The sequence below is a fragment of the Actinosynnema pretiosum genome (assembly GCF_024171695.1).
GTDB lineage: Bacteria > Actinomycetota > Actinomycetes > Mycobacteriales > Pseudonocardiaceae > Actinosynnema > Actinosynnema pretiosum.
Window position 1 is genome coordinate 378,631 of record NZ_JAMTCF010000005.1, and the last position, 21,692, is coordinate 400,322.

The following is a 21,692-nucleotide window of genomic DNA, read 5'->3' on the forward strand; positions in this document are numbered from 1 at the left end:
CCTCGGGCCGCCCCTGACTCGGCCCACCCCGGACTCAGCCCACTCCCGCCCCGGTCAGCGCCCGCGCCAGCAACCGGTACGACCGCAGCCGGTCCGCCGGGTCGTGCGTCAGCGTGTTCACCACCACCTCCCGCACCCCCAACCCGCCCGCCAGCCCGTCCAGCGCCGCCGCCACCGCCTCCGGCGTCCCCGACAGCAGCCCCGGCCGGTTCGCCCGCGCGCGGTCCAGCTCCGCCGACGTCCACCGCCACCGCCGCACCCGCTCCGGCGACGGCAGCGGCTCGTCGTGCCCCAGGTCGCGGCGCGCCCGCCACAGCAGGAACCCCAGGGCCAGCTCCTCGGCGCGCTCCTCGGACTCCGCCACCACCGCCCGCACCGCCAGCACCCCGGCCCGCCTGCTCGCCCGGTACCGGGCCAGCGCCGCCTCCGCCAGGTCCGGCACCAGGAAGTGCGCGAAGCAGTACGACACCCCCAGCCGCACGGCCAGCTCCGCCGACCCCGGACTGGAACCCAGCAACCACAGCGGAACCCCGGAACCCGAACCCCCCGGCCCCAGCGCCGCCAGCAGCTCCGCGACCTTGCCGGGGAAGTCCGGGCTCGGCCCACCGGCCCGCCCCACCCCGAGGTCGACCCGACCGGGGTGCAGCGCGGCCAGCACCCCGAACACCTCGGCCACCTTCGCCGCCGGGTAGCGCGGCAGCAGCACCCCGCCGCTGCCCACCCGCACCCGCTCGGTCACCGCCAGCGCCGCGCCCGCCAGCACCCCGCCGCTGCCCACCCGCACCCGCTCGGTCACCGCCAGCGCCGCGCCCGCCAGCACCTCCGGCGCCCGCCCCGCGAACGCCGCGGACCCGTGGTGCTCGGCCACCCAGTACCGGTGGTACCCCAGCGCGTCCACCTCCCGCGCCAGCTCCAGCGACGCCCGCAGCGCCTCCGCCCCGGACGACCCCTCGGGGACCGGCGACTGGTCCAGCACCGACAGCAGCACGGCCTACCTCCCCGCCGTCGTCGCGGGCACGATCCGGAAGTCCGCCTGGAACACCAGGTTGTGCAGGTCCGCCGACACGATCGCGCGCATCGTCGCCTCCTCCGCCTCGGCGTCCGCCGCGCTGAACACGTTCAACGGCCACTCGCCGACCGTCCCGCCGCTCAGGTGCGGGTGGTGGAACCCGGCCCCGTAGTGGGCCCGGATCACCACCGGCGCGACCCGCGCCCGCGCCTGCTCCGGCCAGGACAGCGCCCACAGCGCCTGCTTGCCGCCGTCCTCGGTGCCGATCAACCCGGTGGCGGTCACCGAACCCCGCCCCAGCAGCATCCGCGCGTCCAGGTCGGCCAGCACCCGCCGGGCCACCGGGTCGAGCAGGTCGACGGTGGCCGCGAACAGCTCCTCCTTCGCCCGCCGCGTGGTGGCGGCGCCGCCGTGGTTGCCGTCGCGCAGGTCCGCGAAGTGCCGCAGCAGCGCCTGGTGGTGGTCGGTCACGGGGAACTCCTCAACTCGTCGTGTCACGGGGGAACTCGCGCAGCGCTCCGGCGAGCGCGGCGCGCAGCGGGGACCGGCCCGGCCGCAGGAACTCGCCGTGGCCCAGCCCGCGCAGCACCTCCAGCCGCACGGCCACCCCCGCCGCGCCCAGCCGGTCGGCGTAGGCGCGCACGTCGCCCGCCACCGGGTCCGCCTCGCCGACGACCAGCAGCGACGGCGGCGACCCGGCCAGGTCGCCCGCGTGCCACGGGGTGGCGGCTGGTTCGGCGACCGGCGCGGGCCCCAGGTAGGCCCGCCACGCCGGGCGCAGCGCCGCCGCGCTGGGGAACGCCCCGGTCGCGTAGCCGGGGGACGCGCAGTCGGGGTCCAGCGGCGGGTAGGCCAGCACCTGGGCCACCGGCGCGGCGCGGGTGCCGCGCAGCGCGAGCGCCGCGCCCGCCGCGATCGTGCCGCCCGCGCTGTCCCCGCCCACCGCCACCGGCCGCCCGGTGGCCTCGCCCGCCCAGGCCACCACCCCGGCCACGTCGTGCAGCGCCGCCGGGTGGTGGTGGGCCGGGGCCAGCCGGTAGCCGACGCTGGCCACCAGCCACCCGCTGGCCACCGCCAGGTCCGCGCACGACTCGTGCCAGTCCGCCACCGACCCGCCGGTCCAGCTGCCGCCGTGCGCCCAGACCAGGGTCCCGCCGGTCCACCCGCTGGAGCGGAACAGCCGGACGGGGCGACCCGCGACGGTCGTGTCGCCCCAGTCCAGCGCGGAGCCCACGGCTCCCGGCGTCACGACACCCGCTCGGCCGAGGGCGGGCGCAGGAGCAGGCCGACCAGGACCGCCGCCACCGCGCACAGCGCGGCGTTCACCCAGATCGCCGAGGTGACCCCGCTGAGCACGGTCGCCGGGCTCTCCCCGCCGAGCGCGCCGATCCGGGCCGCCGCGATCGCGCTCATGATCGGGATGCCCATGGTGATGCCGATCTGCTGGCTCATCGTCGCCAGCCCGGTCGCCAGGCCCTGCTCGCTGTCCGGCAGCCCCGAGGTCGCGGTCACCATGTAGCCGACGATCGCCACCAGGTTCGCCACGCCGCCGACGAACGTCGCCACCAGCAGCACCGGCACCCACCCGGACGACGGGCCGAGCAGCACCAGCGGCAGCGTCGCCGCGCACTGGAGCGCGAAGCCGGAGATGATCGTCCTCTTCGGACCGAGCGCGCCGATCACCTTCGGCGCCACCACGCCGCCGATGACCGTGCCGATGCCCAGCACCGCGAACGAGAGCCCGGCGGCCAGCGGCGTGAAGCCCAGCACCTTCTGCAGGTACAGGGTCAGCAGGAACACCAGCGAGGTCTCGGTCAGGAACGCCAGCACCCCGGCCAGGTTCCCCAGCCCCACCGAGCGGCGGCGCAGGATCGACACCGGCACCAGCGGCTCGGCCACCCGCTTCTCCACCGCCCAGAACACCACCAGCAGCAGCGCCCCGGCCCCGAGCCCGGCCAGCGCCAGCGGGTCGGCCCAGCCGTGCGAGCCCGCGCGGGTCAGGCCGTACACCAGCGCCAGCAGGCCCAGCGTCACGCTCGCCGCGCCGGGCACGTCCAGCCGCGCCCGCCCCTCGGGGCGGCTCTCCGCGATCACGGCGGGGGCCAGCGCCAGCACCAGCACCGCGACCGGCACGTTGATCAGGAACGCCCACCGCCAGCTCAGCAGGTCGGTCAGCAGCCCGCCCAGGATCGCGCCGGTGGTGAAGCCCGCCGCCATGAGCGCCCCGTTGAGCCCGAGCGCGCGTTCCCGAAGCGATCCCTCGGGGAAGGACGTCGTCAGCAGCGACAGCGCGGCGGGCGTCACCGCCGCCGTCGCCAGGCCCTGCGCGACCCGCGCCACCAGCAGCACCGCCGGGTCCTGCGCCAGGCCGCCCGCGAGCGAGGCCGCCCCGAGCAGGGCCATGCCCAGCAGGAACAGCCGCCTGCGCCCGAACAGGTCGGCGACCCGGCCGAACAGCAGCGTGAACCCGGCCGCGCACAGCGCGAACGAGGTGGCGATCCACTGCAGGTCCTCCAGCGAGAACCCGACTTCCGAGCCGATGGCGGGCAGGGCGACGTTCAGGATGGAGAAGTCGACCGCCAGCGTGAAGCTCGCGGTCAGCAGCAGCACCAGCACGAGCCGCTGGCGGCCCGTCATCCGCTGCGGCGGCGCGCCCGCCGCGGGCGCGGCGGTGTTCTCGGCCGTGGACATGGTGGTTCCTCTCCGGCGTGGGAGTGCTTGTCGGGGACCACGGTGTCGCCGCGCGGGCGGGGCAGCCAGCACCCTGCGCTGCGTAGCACCGCTCTGACTAGCACTGACAGGGACAGGCGGGGCCGGGGCGGCTCGGCGACCATGACCCCTACCAAGGCCGGTCTGCGGGAAGGAAGAGCGATGGACCTGGGGCTTTCCACGGGGGTCTTCCTCGTCACGGGCGCGTCGGCGGGCATCGGGGAGGCGGTGGTCCGGCTGCTGGAGGCCGAGGGCGCGACCGCCGTCGGCGTCTCCCGCTCGCCGGTCCGCGACGGGGACGTCGCCGCCGACGTCACCGACCCGGCCGCGCCGGAGCGCGTCGTCGCCGAGGTGCTCGCCAGGCACGGCAGGCTCGACGGGCTGGTCAACAACGCGGGCGGCGTCGACCCGACCGAGGGGTTCCTGTCCACCACCGACGGGCACTGGGCGGCGGCCTTCGAGCTGAACCTGCACTCGGTGGTCCGGTTCAGCCGGGCCGCGCTGCCCGCGCTGCTGGAGCGCGGCGGCTCGCTGGTGCACGTGGCCAGCGAGGCGGCCCGCTTCCCCGACCACCCGATCGCCGCCTACGCGGCGGCCAAGAGCGCCGTGCTGTCGGTGTCGAAGTCGCTGGCCGCCGAGTTCGGCCGCGCGGGCGTGCGCTCCAACGTCGTCTCGCCCGGCCCGACCAGGACCCGGCTGTGGGACCGGCCGGGCGGGTTCGCCGACGCGCTCGCCCAGCGGTACGGGCTGCCCGTCGAGGAGGCGGTCACCCGGTTCGTCCAGCAGGAGCGCGGGCTGCCCACCGGCAGGCCCGGCACCGCCGACGAGGTCGCGCGGGTGGTCGCGCACCTGCTCTCCCCGCTGTCCGGCCAGGTGACCGGCGCGGAGTGGTCCGTCGACGGCGGCGCGCTCCGCCAGCTCTAGCCGCGCGGGTCCCGCACCGGCCGCGCACCGCGCCGGTGCCCACCGCTCCCGATCCCGGCTGCCCGCCGGGCGCAGCACCACCCAACGGCACCACTCGGACGGCAACTGGGGGTCCTCCGTGTCCGCAGCACTGATCGCGCTGGCCATCGGCGCCTTCGCCATCGGCACCACCGAGTTCGTCATCGTCGGACTGCTGCCCGAGGTCGCCGCCGACCTCGCGGTGTCCATCCCCTCGGCGGGGCTGCTGGTCTCCGGCTACGCGCTCAGCGTCGTCGTCGGCGCCCCGCTGATGACCGCGCTGGGCGTCCACCTGCCCCGCAAGTCGGCCCTGCTGGGCCTGATGGGCGTGTTCGTGCTGGGCAACGTCCTGTGCGCGGTCGCGGACGACTACGCCCTGCTGATGGTCGGCCGCGCCGTCGCCGCGCTGTGCCACGGCGCGTTCTTCGGCATCGGCTCCGTGGTCGCCGCCTCGCTGGTCCCGCCGCACCGGCAGGCGGGCGCCATCGCGCTGATGTTCTCCGGCCTGACCCTGGCCAACGTGCTGGGCGTGCCGCTGGGCGCGTTCATCGGCCAGGAGCACGGCTGGCGCGCCACGTTCTGGGTCGTCGGCGCGCTCGGCGTGCTCGGCGCGCTGGGCGTCGCCGCGCTCGTGCCGAGGCAACCCCGGCCCGAGGTCGGGCTGCGCGGCGAGCTGGCCGCGTTCACCCGCCCCGCCGTGTGGCTGGCACTGCTCACCACCGCGCTCGGGTTCGGCGGCGTCTTCGCCTCCTTCACCTACCTCGCGCCGATGATGACCGAGCTGGCGGGCTTCGCGCCCGGTTCGGTCGCCTGGCTGCTGGTGCTGTTCGGGGTCGGCCTGTGCGCGGGGAACTTCCTGGGCGGCCGGGCCGCCGACCGGGCGCTGGCGCCCACCACCTACGCCGTGCTCGGCCTGCTGGCGCTCGTGCTGGCCGCGTTCACCCTCACCGCCTCGGCGAAGGTCCCGGCGGCGGTGACCGTGCTGCTGCTCGGCGTGGTCGGCTTCGCCACCGTGCCGCCGCTGCAAACCCGCGTGCTGCGCGCGGCCGAGGGCGCGCCCTCGCTCGCGTCGGCCGCGAACATCGCCGCGTTCAACCTCGGCAACGCCCTCGGCGCCTGGCTCAGCGGCCTGGCCATCGACGCGGGGCTGGGCTACCGCGCCCCCAACGCGGTGGGCGCCCTCCTGGTCCTCGCGGGCCTCGGCGTCGCCGCGCTGTCCGGCGCGCTCGATTCTCGAAAACCCGCTCGGGTGAGCGGCGCCGAAGTTCCCGAACTTCGGCAATCCGCCTGAGCGAACAGCTCGGCGACCACCGCCGCTGCGGATGTTCTTTGTTCTTCACGACCGGGTAACTTTGTTTCTTGACGACCCGAGAGAAAGTTCGCTACCTTCACGGCCGAATGCCAATTCTGCGCATTCCGCTCCCTGTTGTCCTGTTGAGAATGGGGGATTTCCATGTCCGAAGAGTCCGGAACCTCGCGCCGTTCCGTCTTAACCGGGGTCACCGCCGCGCTCGGCGTCGGTGCGGTGGCCGCCGTCCCCGGCGTCGCGCTCGCCGCGCCCGCCGAACCCGTCAGGGCCCCCGGCGCGACCGTCCGCCCCGGCGACCCGCGCTACCCCGAGCTGCGCACCGGCAACAACCAGCGCTTCACCGCCTCGCCCGAGCACATCCGCCTGATCACCTCGCCGGAGGACGCCGAGCGCGCCGTCCGCGACGCGGTCGCGGCGGGCAAGCGGGTCTCCCTGCGCGGCGGCGGCCACTGCTTCGCCGACTTCGTCTGCCACCGCGAGGTCGAGGTCATCCTGGACGTCTCCCCGATGAACCGGGTCGACTACGACCCCGCCCGCCGGGCCTTCGTGGTGGAGGCGGGCGCCCGCCTGTCGAACGTCTACGAGACCCTGTTCAAGAACTGGAACGTCACCATCCCCGGCGGCATCTGCTACAACGTCGGCGTCGCGGGCCACGTCTCCGGCGGCGGCTATGGCCTGCTCTCCAGGGCCCACGGCCTCACCGTCGACCACCTCCACGCCGTCGAGGTCGTCACGGTCGGGCACGGCGGCCAGGTCCGCCGCGTCATCGCCACCCGCGAGCCCGACGACCCCCACCGCGACCTGTGGTGGGCCCACACCGGGGGCGGCGGCGGCAGCTTCGGGCTGATCACCCGCTTCTGGTTCCGCTCGCCCGGCGCGCGCGGCAGCGACCCGTCCGCCCAGCTCGTCAACCCGCCGTCCAAGGTCCTGGTCAGCGCCGTCGAGTTCCCCTGGGACGAGCTGGACCGCGCCTCGTTCGGCAGGCTCATCGCGAACTTCGACTCCTGGCACCTGGCCAACTCCGCCCCCGACTCGCCGTTCACCCGCCTGAGCAGCCTGTTCAACGTCAGCTCCAAGGCCCACGGCGGGCTCGGCATGTTCACCCAGGTCGACGCCACCGCGCCCGGCGCCCGCCAGCTCCTGGCCGACTACCTCGCCGCCATCACCGACGGCGTCGGCGTCACCCCGCGCTCGGCGGGCCGCCCCATCGCCGAGATCGGCGCGCTGCCCGGCTACGACGTGGCGCGCGAGCTGCCCTGGCTCCAGGCCGCCCGGCTGGTCGGCACCAACAACCCCACCATCACCAACCCCACCTCGCGCGGCGCGCACAAGTCGGCGTACATGCTCGCCGCCTTCACCCCCGACCAGGTCGACACCCTCTACGACCACATGACCCGCCCGGACTTCACCAACCCGGACACCATGCTCGTGCTGTTCTCCTCCGGCGGGCAGGTCAACGCGGTCGCCCCGGACGCCACCGCCAACGCCCAGCGCGCCTCCGCCTACAAGATGTGCTTCCAGACGTTCTGGGAGCGCCCCGAGGACGACGACTTCCACCTCGGCTGGCTGCGCAGCCTCTACTCCGGCTTCTTCAAGGCCACCGGCGGCGTGCCCGTCCCGGACGGCCAGGCGGACGGCTGCTACGTCAACTACCCCGACAACGACCTGGCCGATCCCGCGCAGAACCGCTCCGGGGTGCACTGGTCCGAGCTCTACTTCAAGGGCAACCTGCCCAGGTTGAGCCGGGTCAAGCGGCGCTACGACCCGACCGACTACTTCCGCCACGCGATGTCCATCCCGCTGCGATGAGCGCCACCTGGGGGAACGCGGTGGACGTCCAACCTGGCGGGCTGGCGGTGGCCGCGCTCGCGGCCACCCCGGTGTTCACCGACCGGGTCGCCGCCGCCGAGCGGATGCTCAGGGAGCGGCCCGCCTCGTCCGACCGGGGCATCGCCGCGGCCACCGGGCTCGCGGCGGGCACCGTCGCCGCGATCCGGCTGCGCCTTGGCGAGGCGGCGACCGCGCGGATCGGCCGCGACGGCAGGATCAGGCCGGTGAGCTGCGCCGACGGCCGCGAGGCCGCCGCCAGCTACCTGGCCCGCTACCCGGCGGCCACGCTGCGCGCGGTGGCCTCGGCCGCGGGGATCTCCCTCGGCACGGCCCGCGACGTCCGCGACCGGCTGCGGCGGGGCCAGGAGGTCGTCCCGGCGCGGGCCAGGACCGGGCGGGTGCCACCGACGGTGCGGCCCGCGCCGCCGCCGAGCGCCCGCGTGGCGCTCGCCGTGCTGCGCAACGACCCGTCCCTGCGCGGGGCCAGCACCGGCAGGCAGCTGCTGCGGCTGTTCGACGCGCACGCGGCCGTCGCGGACTGGCAGCGGCTCGCGGAGACCCTGCCGCCGCACTGCGCCCTGCTGGTGGCGGGGCTGGTCGCGGAGTACGCGCAGCGGTGGAGCGCGCTCGCCGCCAGCCTCGACCGCGCGCGGCGCGCGTCGGGCGGCTGAGCCGGGGGACCGGGCGCACGCCTGACCGGGCGCGCCTGCTGATCAGGGGCGCTGGCTGATCAGGGGCACCGCTTGAGCTGGCGTTCCGCCTGACCGCGCGGGCACCACGTCCGCGCGAGAGCCGCTCCCGCGCGGGAGCGCGCCTGTTCCGGACCGCGCCTGCGCCGGACCCGTCCGCGCGAGATCGCGCCCGTGCCGGATCCGCGCCCGAGCACGACCACGAGGGCCCGACCGACAGCGCCGTCGCCGGGCCCGAGGGGGAGCCGCTGGAGCCTCAGCGCTCCCGGTGCGAGCGCTCCACCACGTCCGGGATCGACAGGTCCGCCCGCTCCTGCGCCGACGGCCGCCCCAGCAGCCGCAGCGCGGCCTCCGCAGGGGTCCCCGGCTCCGCGCTGTACATCAGGATCCGGTGCGCCGAGTCGTCCGGCAGCTGCACCACCTCGAACTGCAGCTCCAGCCGCCCCACCCGAGGGTGGGCGAAGTACTTCACGCCGAACGCGCAGTTCAGCACCGGGTGCCGCGCCCACAGCCCGGCGAACCCGTCGCTCTTCACGCACAGCTCGCCGATCAGCTCGGCCAGGTGCCGGTCGTCCGGGTGCCGCCCGGCGACCAGCCGCAGCGACGCCACCGACCGCTTCGCCTCGTCGTCCCAGTGCGCGTACAGCGCGCGGGTGTGCTCGTCCAGGAACAGCATCCTGGTCAGGTTCGGCCGCGTCGCCGGGCTCGCCGGGCTGTCCTCCGGCAGGTGCCCGGCCAGCAGCCGGTGCCCCAGCGCGTTCCAGGCCAGCACGTCGCTGCGGCGGTCCATCGCCACCGCCGCGACCCCCTCCATCGCCGCGATCAGCTGCGCCGTCCCCGGTCGGGCGGACTCCGCGCGCGGCGCCGCCTGCCGCCTGCGCCTGCTCGGCCTCGCCAGGTCGCGCAGGTGCGCGGACTCGTCGTCGTCCAGCCGCAGGGCCCGCGCGATCGCGTCCAGCACGTCCTCCGAGACGTTCTGGCTCTGCCCCTGCTCCAACCGCGTGTAGTAGGTGACGCTGATCCCCGCGAGCTGCGCCAGCTCCTCCCGGCGCAGCCCCGGCACCCGCCTGCTGCCGTAGGAGGCGACACCCAGCTCGCCGGGGCGCAGCCTGGCCCGCCGCGAACGCAAGAAGTCGCCCAACTCGGTGTCCATGCGTCGGATTGTCCTCCGGGCCCACCCGCCGCGACAGACCCTGCCAGTGCCACCCTCGACCGGGGGCGGCGCCGCCGGTAAACCCGGCCGGCGCATTCGCGGGGCGTGCAACTGCGGATGACCGTCTGGTTGAACATACATTCCTCTCCGCGCGGACCTCTGCCTAGTATCCGGTTATCCGATCGGGAGCCGGCAATTCCGGGCCCCCGGCCGCTCCGGAAAAGCGAAATTGACGTCGAAAGGGACGTGATGCGCTCCGTAGCAGTTGTTCTCGGTACCCGTCCCGAAGTCATCAAGTGCGCGCCCGTGATCCACGCCCTGCGCGCCGACCCCCGCTTCGCGCCGGTGGTGCTGTCCACCGGCCAGCACCGGCAGATGCTCGACGAGACCCTGGCGGCGTTCGGCATCCGCCCGGACGTCGACCTGGGCGTCATGGCGCCCGCGCAGACCCTGTCCCAGGTGACCCACCGCGCCCTCGACGGCCTCTCCGAGCACCTGGCGCGCCACCGCGTCGAGGCGGTCCTGGTGCACGGCGACACCGCCACCACCCTGGCGGGCGCGCTCGCCGCGTTCCACAACCGCATCCCCGTCGTGCACGTCGAGGCGGGCCTGCGCAGCGGGGACCTGCGCTCCCCGTTCCCCGAGGAGGCCAACCGCAGGCTCGTCGCCCAGCTCGCCGACCTGCACCTGGCCCCCACCCCCGGCAACAGCGCCAACCTGATCCGCGAGGGGATGCGCGAGTCCAGCGTCGTGGTCACCGGCAACACCGTGGTCGACGCGCTGCGCTGGGCGGGGTCGCAGCGCCCGGCGGGCACCGTCCCCGAGCTGGCCGACCTCGGCCGCGACCAGCGCCGGATCGTCGTGGCCAGCGCGCACCGCCGCGAGTCCTGGCGGATGCTGCCGCAGATCGGCCAGGCGCTGCGCGAGCTGGCCCGGCGCCCGGACGTGCGGATCGTCGTCCCCCTGCACCGCAACCCGGTGGTCCGCGAGGCCCTGCTGCCGCTCATCGGCGGCGTCCCCGGCGTCACCGTGGTCGACCCGCTGCCGTACCTGGAGTTCTGCGGGCTGATGTGGCGCAGCGACCTGATCCTGTCCGACAGCAGCGGCGCCGAGGAGGAGGGCCCCGCGCTGGGCAAGCCGACCCTGGTGCTGCGCGACCTCACCGAGCGGCCGGAGTCGATCGCCTCGGGGGCCGCCAAGCTGGTCGGCCGCACCCGCGACAAGATCGTCCACCACGTCACCGCGCTGCTCGACGACCCGGTCGAGCACGCGCGGATGGCGGGCGCGGTCAACCCCTACGGCGACGGCCTGGCCACGGGCCGCGTGGTGGGCGCGCTGGCCCACCACTTCGGCGACGGCCCGGCCGTGCTGCCCTTCGTGCCCGGCCACCTCGCCGCGCCCGAGGTGGTGGCGGCGTGAGCGCGCCCACCGCGCCTGCGACGCGGGTCGTGCTCGCCGACGGGTTCGCCGAGGCGCTCGTCACCGCCGCGCCCGAGCCGCTGCCCGTGCCCGGCCGCGCGGTCGTGCTCAACCTCGCCCCCACCCCCGCCCTGCTCGGCGGCGACCCGCCCCGGCCGCTGCCGCCGCTGTCGTCCACCACCCTGGTCGACGGCGTCGTCGAGCGGGCCGGGCTGGTCGCCGTGCTGCGCGTCGCCGACGACGTCACCGGCCTCACCGGGGCCCCCGGCTGGCGCCACTTCGCCGACCTGCTGCCCGCCCACCCCCGCGAGGTCGCCCTGCACCGGGGGCCGCGCACGCGGGTCGGGCGGGTCGAGCTCGACGCGGGCGAGCTGCTCGGCCAGGAGCGGCCGGACGGGCTGGGCGCGTTCGACGTGTGGCTGAACCTGTGGTTCGCCCCGGCGGGCACCGACTGCGGGCTGCACGACCGGCACGACTTCATCGAGGTCCACACCCAGCTGCACGGCCTCGGCCGGATGCAGAAGTTCCACGCCGACGACCGCGCCTCCCTGCACGAGGAGCAGCTCATGGCGCCCGGCCACACCCCGCCGGTCCCGTTCTGCCGCACCAGGTCCGACGGCGGCTTCCACTACCCCTGGCACCAGTACCGCGCCGACACCGACTGCGCCTGGCTCGCCGTCGAGTACCACCGGACAGGAGGACGAGGATGATCACCCCACCCCGGTTCAGCACCGAGGTCGTCGCGGAGCAGCTGCGCGACGGCTACTGGCTCGAAGCCGCCGACGTCGACGGGGACGGCGCGCCCGACCTGGTCGGCCACGGCCTGCGGCTCGGCGAGGTCTACTGGTACCAGCAGCGCGAGGGCTGGCCGCGCAAGCTCGCCGCCGACGGCTTCCGGATGCCGGTGGGCGGCGACTTCGCCGACATCACCGGCAACGGCCTGCCGGACGTCGTGGTCTGCCACGAGCTGTACGGCCCCATCGGCACGATCGTCGACCCCGACCCCGAGGGCGGCAAGATCGACTGGATCGAGAACCCCGGCGCCGCCGACAAGACCGACGCCCGCTGGGAGCGGCACTACATCGGCCGCGCCACCGGGATGCACCGGCTGCGCGTGGGCCACTTCACCCAGACCGAGCGGCTGGAGGTCGTCGGCGTCCCGATCGTCGCCACCGCCGACGTGCACGCCGTGCTGCCGCTGGTGATGTTCACCCAGCCCGACGACGTGCGCACCGCCGCCGAGTGGCCGATGACGGTGATCGACGACCACTCGTTCCGGATGATCCACGGCGCGGAGAAGAAGAAGGGCCTGGTGCCCGGCTCCGACCTGGACTCGCTGCTGCTGGCCTCCGACGAGGGCTGCACCTGGCTGCGCTACGACCCCGAGCGCGGCTGCTGGCTCACCGAGCTGGTCGGGACCGGCGAGCTGACCCAGTTCCGGCGCACCGGCTTCAAGGGCAGCGGCGACCTGGACGCGGGCGGCCTCGGCGGCGATCCGATGGCGTACGTGGCGGCGCTGGAACCGTTCCACGGCAACACGGTCGCCGTCTACACCAAGGACGGCGACGGCGGCTGGCAGCGGCGCCTGTTCGACGTCTTCGGCGACCCCAACGAGAACGACGAGGGCCCCGGCCACCAGGTCGTGTGCGCGGACTTCGACGGGGACGGCGACGACGAGTTCCTGGTGGCGCTGCGCGGGCCCTGGCCGTGGCAGGGGGTCATGTACTACAAGGCGATCGACGCCGCGCGCGGCATCTGGACGAAGTGGCGGGTGGCCGACGAGTCCGTGGCCCGCATCGCCGCGGCCGACTTCAACGGCGACGGGCGGATCGACTTCGCCACCATCGCCTACTCCGTGCAGAACTACTACGTCGCCGAGGACGCGAAGATCGTGCTGCACCGCAACGAGATCCCCAGGCCGTCATGACGAACCCGACCCCGACCCCGACTCCGGCCCCGACCGCGTCCCCGAACCCCGCCGCGCGCAGGGCCGCGCTGCCCTCGTTGACCGGACTGCGGTTCCTGGCCGCGCTGCTGGTCTTCTGCTTCCACGCCACCCTGTTCGACTCGCCGATCCCGCCCAACGACCCGATCAACCCGTTCGCGGACGAGGCGCTGGCGCGCGGGCTGGAGCAGCTGTTCAGCAAGGCGGGCTACCTGGGGGTGTCGTTCTTCTTCGTGCTCAGCGGTTTCGTGCTCACCTGGTCGTCGGTCGAGGGCGAGCCGATGCGGGCCTTCTGGCGCCGCAGGGTGCTGAAGATCTTCCCCAACCACGTGGTCGTGTTCGCGGCGGCGATGCTGCTGTTCGCGGGCGCCACGACCCCGCTGTCCGGCTGGCTGCCCAACCTCCTGCTGCTGCACTCGTACTCGCCCGACCCGGCGGTGTACGTCAACGTGAACCCGCCCGCGTGGACGCTGTGCAGCGAACTGCTGTTCTACCTGCTGTTCCCGCTGATCGTCAAACCGGTTCGGCGCATCGCGGACGACCGGCTGTGGCTGTGGGCGGGCGGGACGGTGCTGGGCATGATCGCCGTCCAAGTGGTCAACCTGACCCTGGTGCCCGACGCGCCCAAGTCGCCGATCACGCCGATCTCCTCGGCGCAGTTCTGGTTCGGCTACGTCTTCCCCGTGCCGAGGCTGTTCGAGTTCGTGCTGGGGATGCTGCTGGCCACGGCGGTGATCCGGGGCGTCGCCCCGAGGATCAGCCCGCTCGTCGCCGCGCTGTCGGTGCCGGTCGGCTACGCGGCGGCGCTGGCGCTGCCGTTCGTGTTCGGCTTCGCGGTGGCGACGATCGTCCCGGTGTCGCTGGTGATCCTGGCCTGGGCGGGCGCCGACGTCGCGGGTCGGCCGAGCGGTCTGCGCGGCCGGGTCGCGGTGTGGTTGGGGGAGGTCTCGTTCGGCTTCTACCTGTGCCAGGGCGTGGTGGTCTTCTACGGCCGGACCCTGCTGCCACCGGGTCCGTTCGGCCCGGTGGCCGCGATCGGCGTGGTGCTGGCGCTGTTCGCGGGCGCGCTCCTGGTCGGCTGGGCGCTGTTCGCGCTCGTGGAGCGCCCGGTGATGCGCAGGTGGGCCAGACCGCGCGCCCGCAGGCCCGCGCGGGTGAACCCGGTTCCCAGCGCGGTGTGAGCGACCGGGTGGGGCAGGGCCCTGCCCCACCCGGTCGGCGGTGCGGCCTCCGGGCCGCGAGCCCCGGCGGTCCGGAGCCGCCGGGGCTGTGCGCTGCCGAGGTCCTGCGCTGCCAAGGCTTCGCGCGCTCCCGCCGCGCTCCCGCCGCACTACCTGGCCGGGCGGGCCACCTCGACCACCTCCGCCTCCGGCAGGTCCGCGCCGAGGCGCAGCCGCTCCAGGAAGCGCACCACCAGCGCGGCGGCCGTGCGGTGGGTCTGGTTGTTCAGGGCGTCGTGCGCGGTCCCCGCGATGCCGACCAGCTCGCCGTCCGGCAGGCGGGAGAACCAGGCGCGCGAGGCGTCCGGCGCGGTCAGCGGGTCGTCCGCGCCGCGCAGGCCCAGCACCGGCGCCACGACGTCCTCCGGCGCGGCGCGCTCGACCCAGTCGGCGGGCGGCTCGGCGCCCAGCAGGCCGCGCCGCACCGCCGACTCGTCGGAGATCCGGGCCCGGTGCGCCGGGCAGGTGGTGCGGGCGTCCAGCTCGGCCTCCCAGTCGGCGGGCGCGGCGCCCGCCCGCCCGGTCGGCAGCCCGGCCAGCACCGCGCCGTCCGCCGCCACCGCGCCCTCGGCCAGCAGCACCGCCGCGAACAGCGCGCCGGTGTCCGAGCCGAGCAGCACGTGCGGCCTCGGCGCGTCCGCCTCGTCGGCCAGCAGCGACTTTACCTCCGCCGCCACCCCGGCCGGGTCGAGCGCCGGGTCGGAGGTGATCCGCACGCGGTAGGCGTCCGAGGCCAGGCGCAGCCCGAGCCGCTCGTACACGGCGGCGCTCTCCCCCCGACCCGGCAGCACCACGACGGTGCCGCGCGGGCCCAGGTGGGCGGGGTTGTCGTACGAGGTGGTCATGCTCGGCCTCCGCAGGTCGTGTGGCGCCATCAGCCGATGGCCTTGCCGGGGTTCAAGATCCCCGCCGGGTCGAACACCGCTTTGACCCGGCGGTGCAGCTCCAGCACCGGCTCGCCCAGCTCCGCCGCCAACCACGGCCGCTTCAGCGCGCCGACGCCGTGCTCGCCGGTGAGCGTGCCGCCCACCGCCAGCGCCTGCTCGAAGATCGCCGCGACCGCGCGGTCCACCCGCTCGCGCGGCGCGCTGCCCGCCAGCACGATGGGGTGCAGGTTGCCGTCCCCGACGTGCGCGAACACGAAGATCCGCACCCCGGTCGCCTCGGCGATCCCCCCGATGGCGCCGATCGTCTCCGCGATGCGGCTCCTGGGCACGGCGATGTCCTCGATGAGCACCGGCCCGTGCCGCTCGATCGCGGGCAGCGCGGCCCGCCGCGTCGCCACCAGGGCGGCGGCGACCTCGGGGTCGGCGGTGCTCTCCAGCGCGGTGGCGAGCGGCCGGATCACCCGCGCGGCGGCGTCCATCTCCTGCTCCGCGCCGAACCCGTCGGTCTGGAGCAGCAGGAACACCTCGCCCCGGCGGTGCAGGTCGCCGCCCAGCGCCTCGTCGATGGCGCGCAGCGTCGGGCCGTCCAGCAGCTCGGCGGTGGACGGCCGGATTCCCTCGCGCTGCAACGCGGTCACCGCTTCCACGGCGTCCTCGGCGGTGGCGAAGAACGCGCTGGCGGTGGCCGTGCGCACCGGCAGCGGCGAGAGCCGCACGGTCGCGCCGACCACCACCCCGAGCGTGCCCTCGGACCCGACGAGCAGCCCGGTCAGGTCGTACCCGGTGACCCCCTTGACCGTGCGCCGCCCGGTGCTGACCAGCGACCCGTCGCCGAGCACCACGTCGAGCCCGAGCACGGCGTCGCGCGTCACCCCGTACTTGACGCACCGCAACCCGCCCGCGTTGGTGGCGATGTTGCCGCCGATGGTGGAGAACGCCGCGCTGGCCGGGTCGGGCGCGTACCGCAGCCCGTGCGCCGAGGCGGCGGCGTCCAGATCCGCCGTGACGACACCGGGTTCCACGACGGCCAGCGCCTCGTCGGCCCGCAGCTCGGTGATCCGGTCCAACCGGGACAGGTCGAGCACGATGCTCCCGTCGCCCGCGAGCGCGCCACCCGCGACCCCGGACCCCGCGCCCCTGGGCACGACCGGGATTCGGTGCGCGGCGGCGTGCGCGACGGTCCGCTGGACCTCGGCGACGGAGGTGGCGAAGACGACCAGCCGGGGCGCCCCGTCCGGAGCGCTCCCGGACCGGTCCACCGACACCCGCGCCAACTCGGCCGGGTCGGTCGACCAGGCGGTCAACGAGCCGGTCAGCTCGCCCAGGCTCACGGCCCGACCTCGATCGGCCGGTCCGGGTCGGACGACCACTGGGACCACGAGCCGGGGTACAGCGCGGCGTCGATCCCCGCGATCGCAAGCGCCGCAACGGTGTGCGCGGCGGTGATGCCCGACCCGCAGTACACCGCGACCGGCGTCCCCGGCGCCACACCGAGCCCCGCGAACCGCCGCGCCAACTCCTCGGCGGGAAGGAAAGTCCCGTCCGCAGCGAGGTTCTCCCCGGTGGGCGCGCTCACCGCGCCGGGGACGTGCCCCGCCCGAGGATCGACCGGCTCGACCTCACCCCGGTACCGCTCACCGGCGCGCGCGTCCAGCAGCACCCCGCGCGCGGGCCAGGTGGCGGCCTCGTCCGCGCCGATCCGCGCCAACCGGTTTTCGGAGACCACCACGTCCCCAGGCGCGGGCACGACGTCCCCGCCCTCCACCGGGAACCCGGCGGCGACCCAGGCCCCGAGCCCCCCGTCGAGCAGCCGCACGTCCACCCCGGCGTCGCGCAGCACCCACCACGCGCGGGCGGCGGCGAGGTTGCCGGAGTCGTCGTACACGACGACCGGTTCGCCGCCCGTGATCCCCCACCCGCGCAAGGCTTCCTGCAGCGCGCCCGGACCGGGCAGCGGGTGCCGCCCGTCCCCGGCCGCGCGCGGAGCGGCCAGGTGCGCTTCGAGGTCGACGTGGACGGCGCCGGGCAGGTGCCCGGCGAGGTAGGCGGGCCGCCCGTCCGGCGCCCCGAGCGCCCACCGGACGTCGAGCACCCGGAACCCGGAGAACCGCTCGTGCAGCTCGGTCGCGGAGATGGTGACTGTCACGCCCCGGATGCTAAGCGCGCCAAGGCATCGAGCACCGCACGGAAATTCTTATGGGTACCGATGGGAAAGTCCGCCCGGTTCCACCGCGCCGGGGGAGCCGGTGGGCTCCGCGCGGGGCAGGCGGGCGGCCAGCACGTCGAAGTGCCGCTGCCTCGACCAGGCCGCGTGGTCGCCGATGACGTAGAGCCGCCGCTTCGCCCGGCTCACCGCGACGTTCAGCAGGTTCGGCCTCCCGGCCGCCCACCGGCGCGCCCCGTGCTGCCCGGCGCCGGTGCCCAGCACGACCACCACGACGTCCGCCTGCTTGCCCTGCGAGGTGTGCACGGTGCCCGCGACCAGACCGGGGTGGCGCCGCGCCCGCTCCCGCAGCTTCCGCGCCACGTCCCGGAACGGGCTGACCACCAGCACCTCGGACATCGGGAACCCGTTCCGCGCCAGGGCGGCGAGGATTTTGTCCACCTGGCGGCCCTCCTCCGCCACCCAGTGGTTCTGCGCCTCCCCGCCCGCCACGTCGATCCACTTCGACGCGGGCAGGTAGCCGTTGGCCGCGTCGAAGGCCGAGCGGGCCGCCCGGCTGGTGCCGTCGATCATCAGCCCGCCGTAGGCGATCTCGTTGACGATCCCGAACATCGGCTGGTCGCAGCGCCGGTGCACGGTCAGCGGGACGCCCACCCACGTCGGGCCGTCGTCACCGGGCAGCGAGGTGCCCAGCCGGGTCAACCGGTCGGCCAGCCGCTGCACCGAGCCGCCGGTGACCGACCACTGCGGGTCGACGCCGAGCTCGTTGCGGATGGCCTGCTCGGTCCGGAAGGGCAGCGTGCTCACCGGTTCCAGCTGCAGCGGGTCGCCGACGACCACCGCGCGCCTGCTGCGCCACAGCGCGCCCACGGCGTTCTGCGGGGTCGCCTGGCCCGCCTCGTCCACCAGCAGCCAGCCCAGCGCCTCCCGGCCAAGGACGCCGAACAGCCGGGCGTACGAGGCGAACGTGGTCGACACGACCGGAACGACCAGGAACAGGTGCTGCCACGCGGCGAGCGCGGCCTCGGGCTCGACGTCGCGGGGAGCCTCCCCGCCGACCAGGTCCATCGTGGCTTGCAGGCTCTTGCGCACGTCGTCGGCGGCGTGCCGGAGGAAGGCCTTGTGCAGCGCCAGCGCCGCCAGGAACAGCGCGCTGCGCGCCGCGTTCCACTCGGCGTCCGTCCACAGCGCGACCCGCTCCCGCCGGGCGCGCGCCTCCTCACCCGCCTCGGCCCAGCGCTCGTCCGGGTAGTGCGCGCCCAGCGCCCCCGCCGCGTCCGCGACCTGCCGGGCGCGCACGGCGACCCGGTTCCGCTGCGCGGTCAGGGCTTCGCGCAGGCGCGCGACGGCGCGCTCGGCGTCGGCCGCCTCGTGCTCGGCCGAGGCCAGCGCGCGGACGGCCGACTCCAGCGGCGGGTACGGCGGGGGAGCGGTGGCGACCGGCCGGGGCGAGCGCCGCAGCACCTCCAGCCGTCGCCAGGCGTCCTCGACCTCGGCGGCGGAGACCCCCGCCCAGCGCTGCCACTCCTGCCCCGCCCCGCCCAGGGTCCTCACCCGCTGCCAGATCCCCGGACGGGCCCGCTGGTGCTGCTCGAACCGCAGCAGGGCCGCGCTGTGCCGCTCGGTGGCGGCGAGCAGCTCGCGCTCCAGGTCCGCCCGCTGCTCCGCGGCCAACCGGGCGACTTCCCTGCCGTGCGCCAGCGCGATGTCCGCCGCGCGCCCGCGCTGCTCCCCCTCGTCGGCGCGGGCGCGGGTGAGCAGTTCGCGCGCTCGCGCCGATCGCCGCTCGGCCTCGGCGAGCTGCTCCTCGGCCAGCTCCGCAGCCGCCCGCGCCGGGGCCAGGTCCGCCCAGGCGCGGTGCGCCGACGTCCTGGCGGCGCGCAGGTCGGCCACCCGGTCCGCCACCCGCCGGAAGGCCGCGACCTCCTCCGCCCAGGTCCGCTCCGGGGGCTCCTGGGCGTAGCCCTTGAGCACCGGGAGCAGCCCGTGCCACGGGTTCTCCTCGCCCTCCTCGGGCTGGTGGTACCAGAACCTGTCGACGAACCTGCCCCGGTTCTTCTTGTTGCCGAGGCGACCCGCGACCAGCGCCCAGCCCTTCGGCGCCTCGTGCTCCCGCTCGCCCTCGTCGTCGGCCAGCAGCGCGGTGGCGATGCCGGGGAAGTAGTCGACCGCCTCGGCCCGCGCGTGCCACGACTCGTCGATCGCGTCCGCGCCGGGGATCTCGTCGGTGACGTTCTGCACCGCCCCGTTGTTGGACGAGGCCAGCACCACCTCGAAACCGGTCAGCTCGGGCCGCAGCTGCCGCACCACCCTGGAGTAAGCCCCGGTCTTCCACCTGTGTGTCCCGGTGAAGGCCCGGTCCGGGCTGCGCAGCCCGGCGAGGGCCTCGGCGCGCCGGACCACCAGCGCGGCGACCAGGTCGCGCAGCATCGTGGTCTTCCCGGTGCCCGGCGGCCCGTTCACCCCGAGCACGCCCGCCTCCAGCTCCAGCGCCGTGCTCACCGCGAGCTGCTGGTTCAGCGCCAGCGGGTGCTCCGGAGCGCTCGGCCACCGCCCGGAGGGCACCAGCTCCGGCGCGGTGCCCGCCAGCGCTTCCAGGGGCCGCTCGCGGACGTCGACCCGGTGCTGCGGGGTGATCCGGTCGGCGGGGCTGAGGTAGGAGCGCAGCGCCTCGCCGAGGTCGCCCTCGGCGACCCGCGCGGCGACGTGGTCGAGGTCGGCCATGATGAAGCTGTTGAGGAACTCGCTGTTCGCGGCGGACCTGGGCGAGACCGCGACGCTCCTGATCCGGATCTCGACCGCGTCCAGCACGCCGTCCGACCCCGTCGCGCCCACCGCCAGGTCGAGGCACTCGGTGAGGAGGTCGTGGTCCAGCACGCGCGGCAGCGGAACGGGACCGTTCCCGTCATGCGGGATCGCGACCAGCTCGGCCAGGTCGCTCGCGAACCCGGCCGAGGCGTCGTCGAACCCGGAGACCCAGTCCTGCCTGCTCCGCCCGTCCCGCACCGCCCGGCCGACCGCCCACGCGCAGCTGGACAGCACCTGGCCGCCCTCGACCACGCGCCCGTCCGCGCCGACGACGAACGCCGCGAGAGCGCTCTCACCGCCGGGCCGCTCGTCCAGGCTCTCCCGGTCCGGCTCGAACACCGAGGCGAGCCGCTCGAACACTGACTCCAGGGAGTAGATCCCCAGGTAGACGGTGTGCTGCCAGACCTGCCCCCGGCGCAGCCGCCGCTCCGCCAACCGGTGCCCCGGCTCCCACGGCAGCAGCGCGCCCGGCCGGGCCGGGAGCACGTCGTTCGCGGGATCGACCCGTTCCACGCCCTGCGGGCTGAACATCTCCACGGTCCGCCAGAACCGCACCACCTCGGCCCGCTCCGCGTCGTCTCGCCGCCCCACCCGGTCTCCGATCAGCTGTCGAGGAGTGGCGGATGCTAGCGGAGGTCGCGGGCGCGGCGGGGGCGGTTCGGCGAGGCTGGTTCGGCGGGGTGCGCTCAGCGGGGCGGTTCGGCGGGGCGGCTTCGGCGGGGTGCGCTCGGCGCCGGTCAGCCGCAGTCCTGCCGGTGGGCGTTCGGGCGGCCGGGGCAGGTCGGGCACTCGAACACGTGCACCGCGCCCAGGTCGCCGATCTCCAGGCCGGGGTGGGCGAAGTCGACGCCGAAGTCCTCCAGCGGCGTCCACGAGCGCGACTCGGGGTCGCCCTCGTAGGACGCCACCGTCACCAGCGCCCGCATCGGCCGCGCGCAGCCCGCGCACACCGGCCAGTCCGGTTCCTGGCTCCAGAACGGGTAGCCGAGCAGCTTCGTGCCCGGCGCCACCGACAGGTCCGCGTCGTAGTCCCAGCCGGTCTCCGCCGCGACCCGGTCGACCCGCTCGTCGTCCCGCGCGGTGTCGGGCAGCTCCGCGCTCGGGTACTCCACCACCAGCTCCGGGTGCACCGCGCACGGGCGCGGGATCAGGTCGCGCTGCACCGACCTCGGCTGAGGTGGCGCGTCCAGCGGGGTGCGGACGGCGCTCGCGTCGCGCCAGAGCACCAGGGGCAGCACCCAGCCGTCGCGGTGGTCGTCGGACTGGCACCAGAGCAGTTGCAGCAGGTCGGCGCCGGGCGGGAAGTCCAGCGCTCCCAGCACGTCCGCCCGGAAGACCTGGAGCACCGGCACGAGCGCGTCGTCGTGCGCCGGGCACGTCGGCCACGGCTCGTCGGCAGGCCACAGCAGCGGACCGCCGACCGAGCTGTCCAGGGCGGTGGGGGAGCCCGCGCGCGGGTGCAGCCGGATCGCGTCGCGGCGGAACGGGGCCACCTCGGGGAAGACGCGCTCCACGTCCAGCGGCCGAGGGGGCGTCGTGCGGGTCACGGGGCAAGACTGCCAGGACCGCTGCGGCGCCGGACGATCACCCGCCCCACCCCGCAGCGGG

General features: G+C 75.5%; 18 protein-coding genes. 8 read left to right on the plus strand and 10 right to left on the minus strand.

Translation table 11 applies throughout. The features are described 5' to 3' along the window. Window positions 1–34: 34 nt before the first annotated feature. From LV78_RS12745 to LV78_RS12760, 4 genes are read right to left on the minus strand one after another with little or no spacing between them, the layout of a single operon-like run. Window positions 35–988: an LLM class flavin-dependent oxidoreductase gene (locus tag LV78_RS12745; RefSeq protein WP_253845335.1), complete on the minus strand. Its 954-nt coding sequence runs from the start codon at window positions 986–988 to the stop codon at window positions 35–37. Window positions 989–991: 3 nt separating this feature from the next. Then, complete coding sequence (locus tag LV78_RS12750; protein WP_253845336.1) at window positions 992–1,480, minus strand: hypothetical protein; 489 nt, start codon at window positions 1,478–1,480, stop codon at window positions 992–994. A 10-nt stretch (window positions 1,481–1,490) separates the two neighbouring features. Continuing rightward, on the minus strand, window positions 1,491–2,258 hold the full coding sequence (locus LV78_RS12755) for an alpha/beta hydrolase fold domain-containing protein (protein ID WP_253845338.1): 768 nt from the start codon (window positions 2,256–2,258) through the stop codon (window positions 1,491–1,493). Then, window positions 2,255–3,700, minus strand: coding sequence for an MFS transporter (locus tag LV78_RS12760; protein ID WP_253845340.1), 1,446 nt, complete (start codon window positions 3,698–3,700; stop codon window positions 2,255–2,257). The genes LV78_RS12755 and LV78_RS12760 overlap by 4 nt, the downstream gene beginning before the upstream one ends. Before the next feature lie 180 nt (window positions 3,701–3,880). On the opposite strand from LV78_RS12760, the gene LV78_RS12765 reads away from it, so the two are divergent. The 4 genes from LV78_RS12765 (at window position 3,881) to LV78_RS12780 (ending at window position 8,470) form a co-directional block, all read left to right on the plus strand. Beyond that, window positions 3,881–4,642, plus strand: a complete 762-nt coding sequence (locus LV78_RS12765; RefSeq protein ID WP_253845341.1) for an SDR family NAD(P)-dependent oxidoreductase — start codon at window positions 3,881–3,883, stop codon at window positions 4,640–4,642. A gap of 118 nt (window positions 4,643–4,760) precedes the next feature. Beyond that, window positions 4,761–5,951: an MFS transporter gene (locus tag LV78_RS12770; RefSeq protein WP_253845343.1), complete on the plus strand. Its 1,191-nt coding sequence runs from the start codon at window positions 4,761–4,763 to the stop codon at window positions 5,949–5,951. A 162-nt stretch (window positions 5,952–6,113) separates the two neighbouring features. Further along, the gene (locus LV78_RS12775) at window positions 6,114–7,778 is read left to right on the plus strand and encodes an FAD-binding oxidoreductase (protein WP_253845344.1); all 1,665 of its coding nucleotides are present in this window, start codon (window positions 6,114–6,116) and stop codon (window positions 7,776–7,778) included. Further along, entirely contained in the window at window positions 7,775–8,470 is a 696-nt protein-coding gene (locus LV78_RS12780) for a hypothetical protein (RefSeq protein ID WP_253845346.1), read from the plus strand. The genes LV78_RS12775 and LV78_RS12780 overlap by 4 nt, the downstream gene beginning before the upstream one ends. 274 nt (window positions 8,471–8,744) lie before the next feature. On the opposite strand, the gene LV78_RS12785 is transcribed toward LV78_RS12780, so the two are convergent. Further along, a complete protein-coding gene (locus LV78_RS12785; protein WP_253845347.1) occupies window positions 8,745–9,641 on the minus strand; it encodes a helix-turn-helix transcriptional regulator in 897 nt (298 codons plus the stop codon). Between the two features lie 249 nt (window positions 9,642–9,890). On the opposite strand from LV78_RS12785, the gene wecB reads away from it, so the two are divergent. The 4 genes from wecB to LV78_RS12805 are packed head-to-tail and all read left to right on the plus strand — an operon-like array spanning window position 9,891 to window position 14,186. Then, on the plus strand, window positions 9,891–11,060 hold the full coding sequence (gene wecB / locus LV78_RS12790) for a non-hydrolyzing UDP-N-acetylglucosamine 2-epimerase (RefSeq protein ID WP_301306390.1): 1,170 nt from the start codon (window positions 9,891–9,893) through the stop codon (window positions 11,058–11,060). Next, window positions 11,057–11,770, plus strand: coding sequence for a hypothetical protein (locus LV78_RS12795; protein WP_253845351.1), 714 nt, complete (start codon window positions 11,057–11,059; stop codon window positions 11,768–11,770). The genes wecB and LV78_RS12795 overlap by 4 nt, the downstream gene beginning before the upstream one ends. Further along, window positions 11,767–12,987, plus strand: a complete 1,221-nt coding sequence (locus LV78_RS12800; protein WP_253845352.1) for an FG-GAP repeat domain-containing protein — start codon at window positions 11,767–11,769, stop codon at window positions 12,985–12,987. Before LV78_RS12795 ends, LV78_RS12800 begins: the two co-directional genes overlap by 4 nt. Next, entirely contained in the window at window positions 12,984–14,186 is a 1,203-nt protein-coding gene (locus LV78_RS12805) for an acyltransferase family protein (RefSeq protein ID WP_253845354.1), read from the plus strand. Before LV78_RS12800 ends, LV78_RS12805 begins: the two co-directional genes overlap by 4 nt. 149 nt (window positions 14,187–14,335) lie before the next feature. Here LV78_RS12805 and LV78_RS12810 read toward each other — a convergent pair whose 3' ends face one another. The 5 genes from LV78_RS12810 to LV78_RS12830 form a co-directional block, all read right to left on the minus strand. Then, window positions 14,336–15,070, minus strand: coding sequence for an alpha/beta hydrolase (locus LV78_RS12810; RefSeq protein WP_253845356.1), 735 nt, complete (start codon window positions 15,068–15,070; stop codon window positions 14,336–14,338). 29 nt (window positions 15,071–15,099) lie between these two features. Continuing rightward, a complete protein-coding gene (locus LV78_RS12815; RefSeq protein WP_253845358.1) occupies window positions 15,100–16,443 on the minus strand; it encodes an FAD-binding oxidoreductase in 1,344 nt (447 codons plus the stop codon). Then, window positions 16,440–17,258 (minus strand): sulfurtransferase, encoded by an 819-nt coding sequence (locus LV78_RS12820; protein WP_253845360.1) that lies wholly within the window; start codon window positions 17,256–17,258, stop codon window positions 16,440–16,442. The genes LV78_RS12815 and LV78_RS12820 overlap by 4 nt, the downstream gene beginning before the upstream one ends. A gap of 48 nt (window positions 17,259–17,306) precedes the next feature. After that, window positions 17,307–20,675, minus strand: coding sequence for a DEAD/DEAH box helicase (locus LV78_RS12825; RefSeq protein ID WP_253845362.1), 3,369 nt, complete (start codon window positions 20,673–20,675; stop codon window positions 17,307–17,309). Window positions 20,676–20,821: 146 nt separating this feature from the next. Further along, window positions 20,822–21,631: a YwqG family protein gene (locus LV78_RS12830; RefSeq protein ID WP_253845363.1), complete on the minus strand. Its 810-nt coding sequence runs from the start codon at window positions 21,629–21,631 to the stop codon at window positions 20,822–20,824. Between the last annotated feature and the right edge of the window lie 61 nt (window positions 21,632–21,692).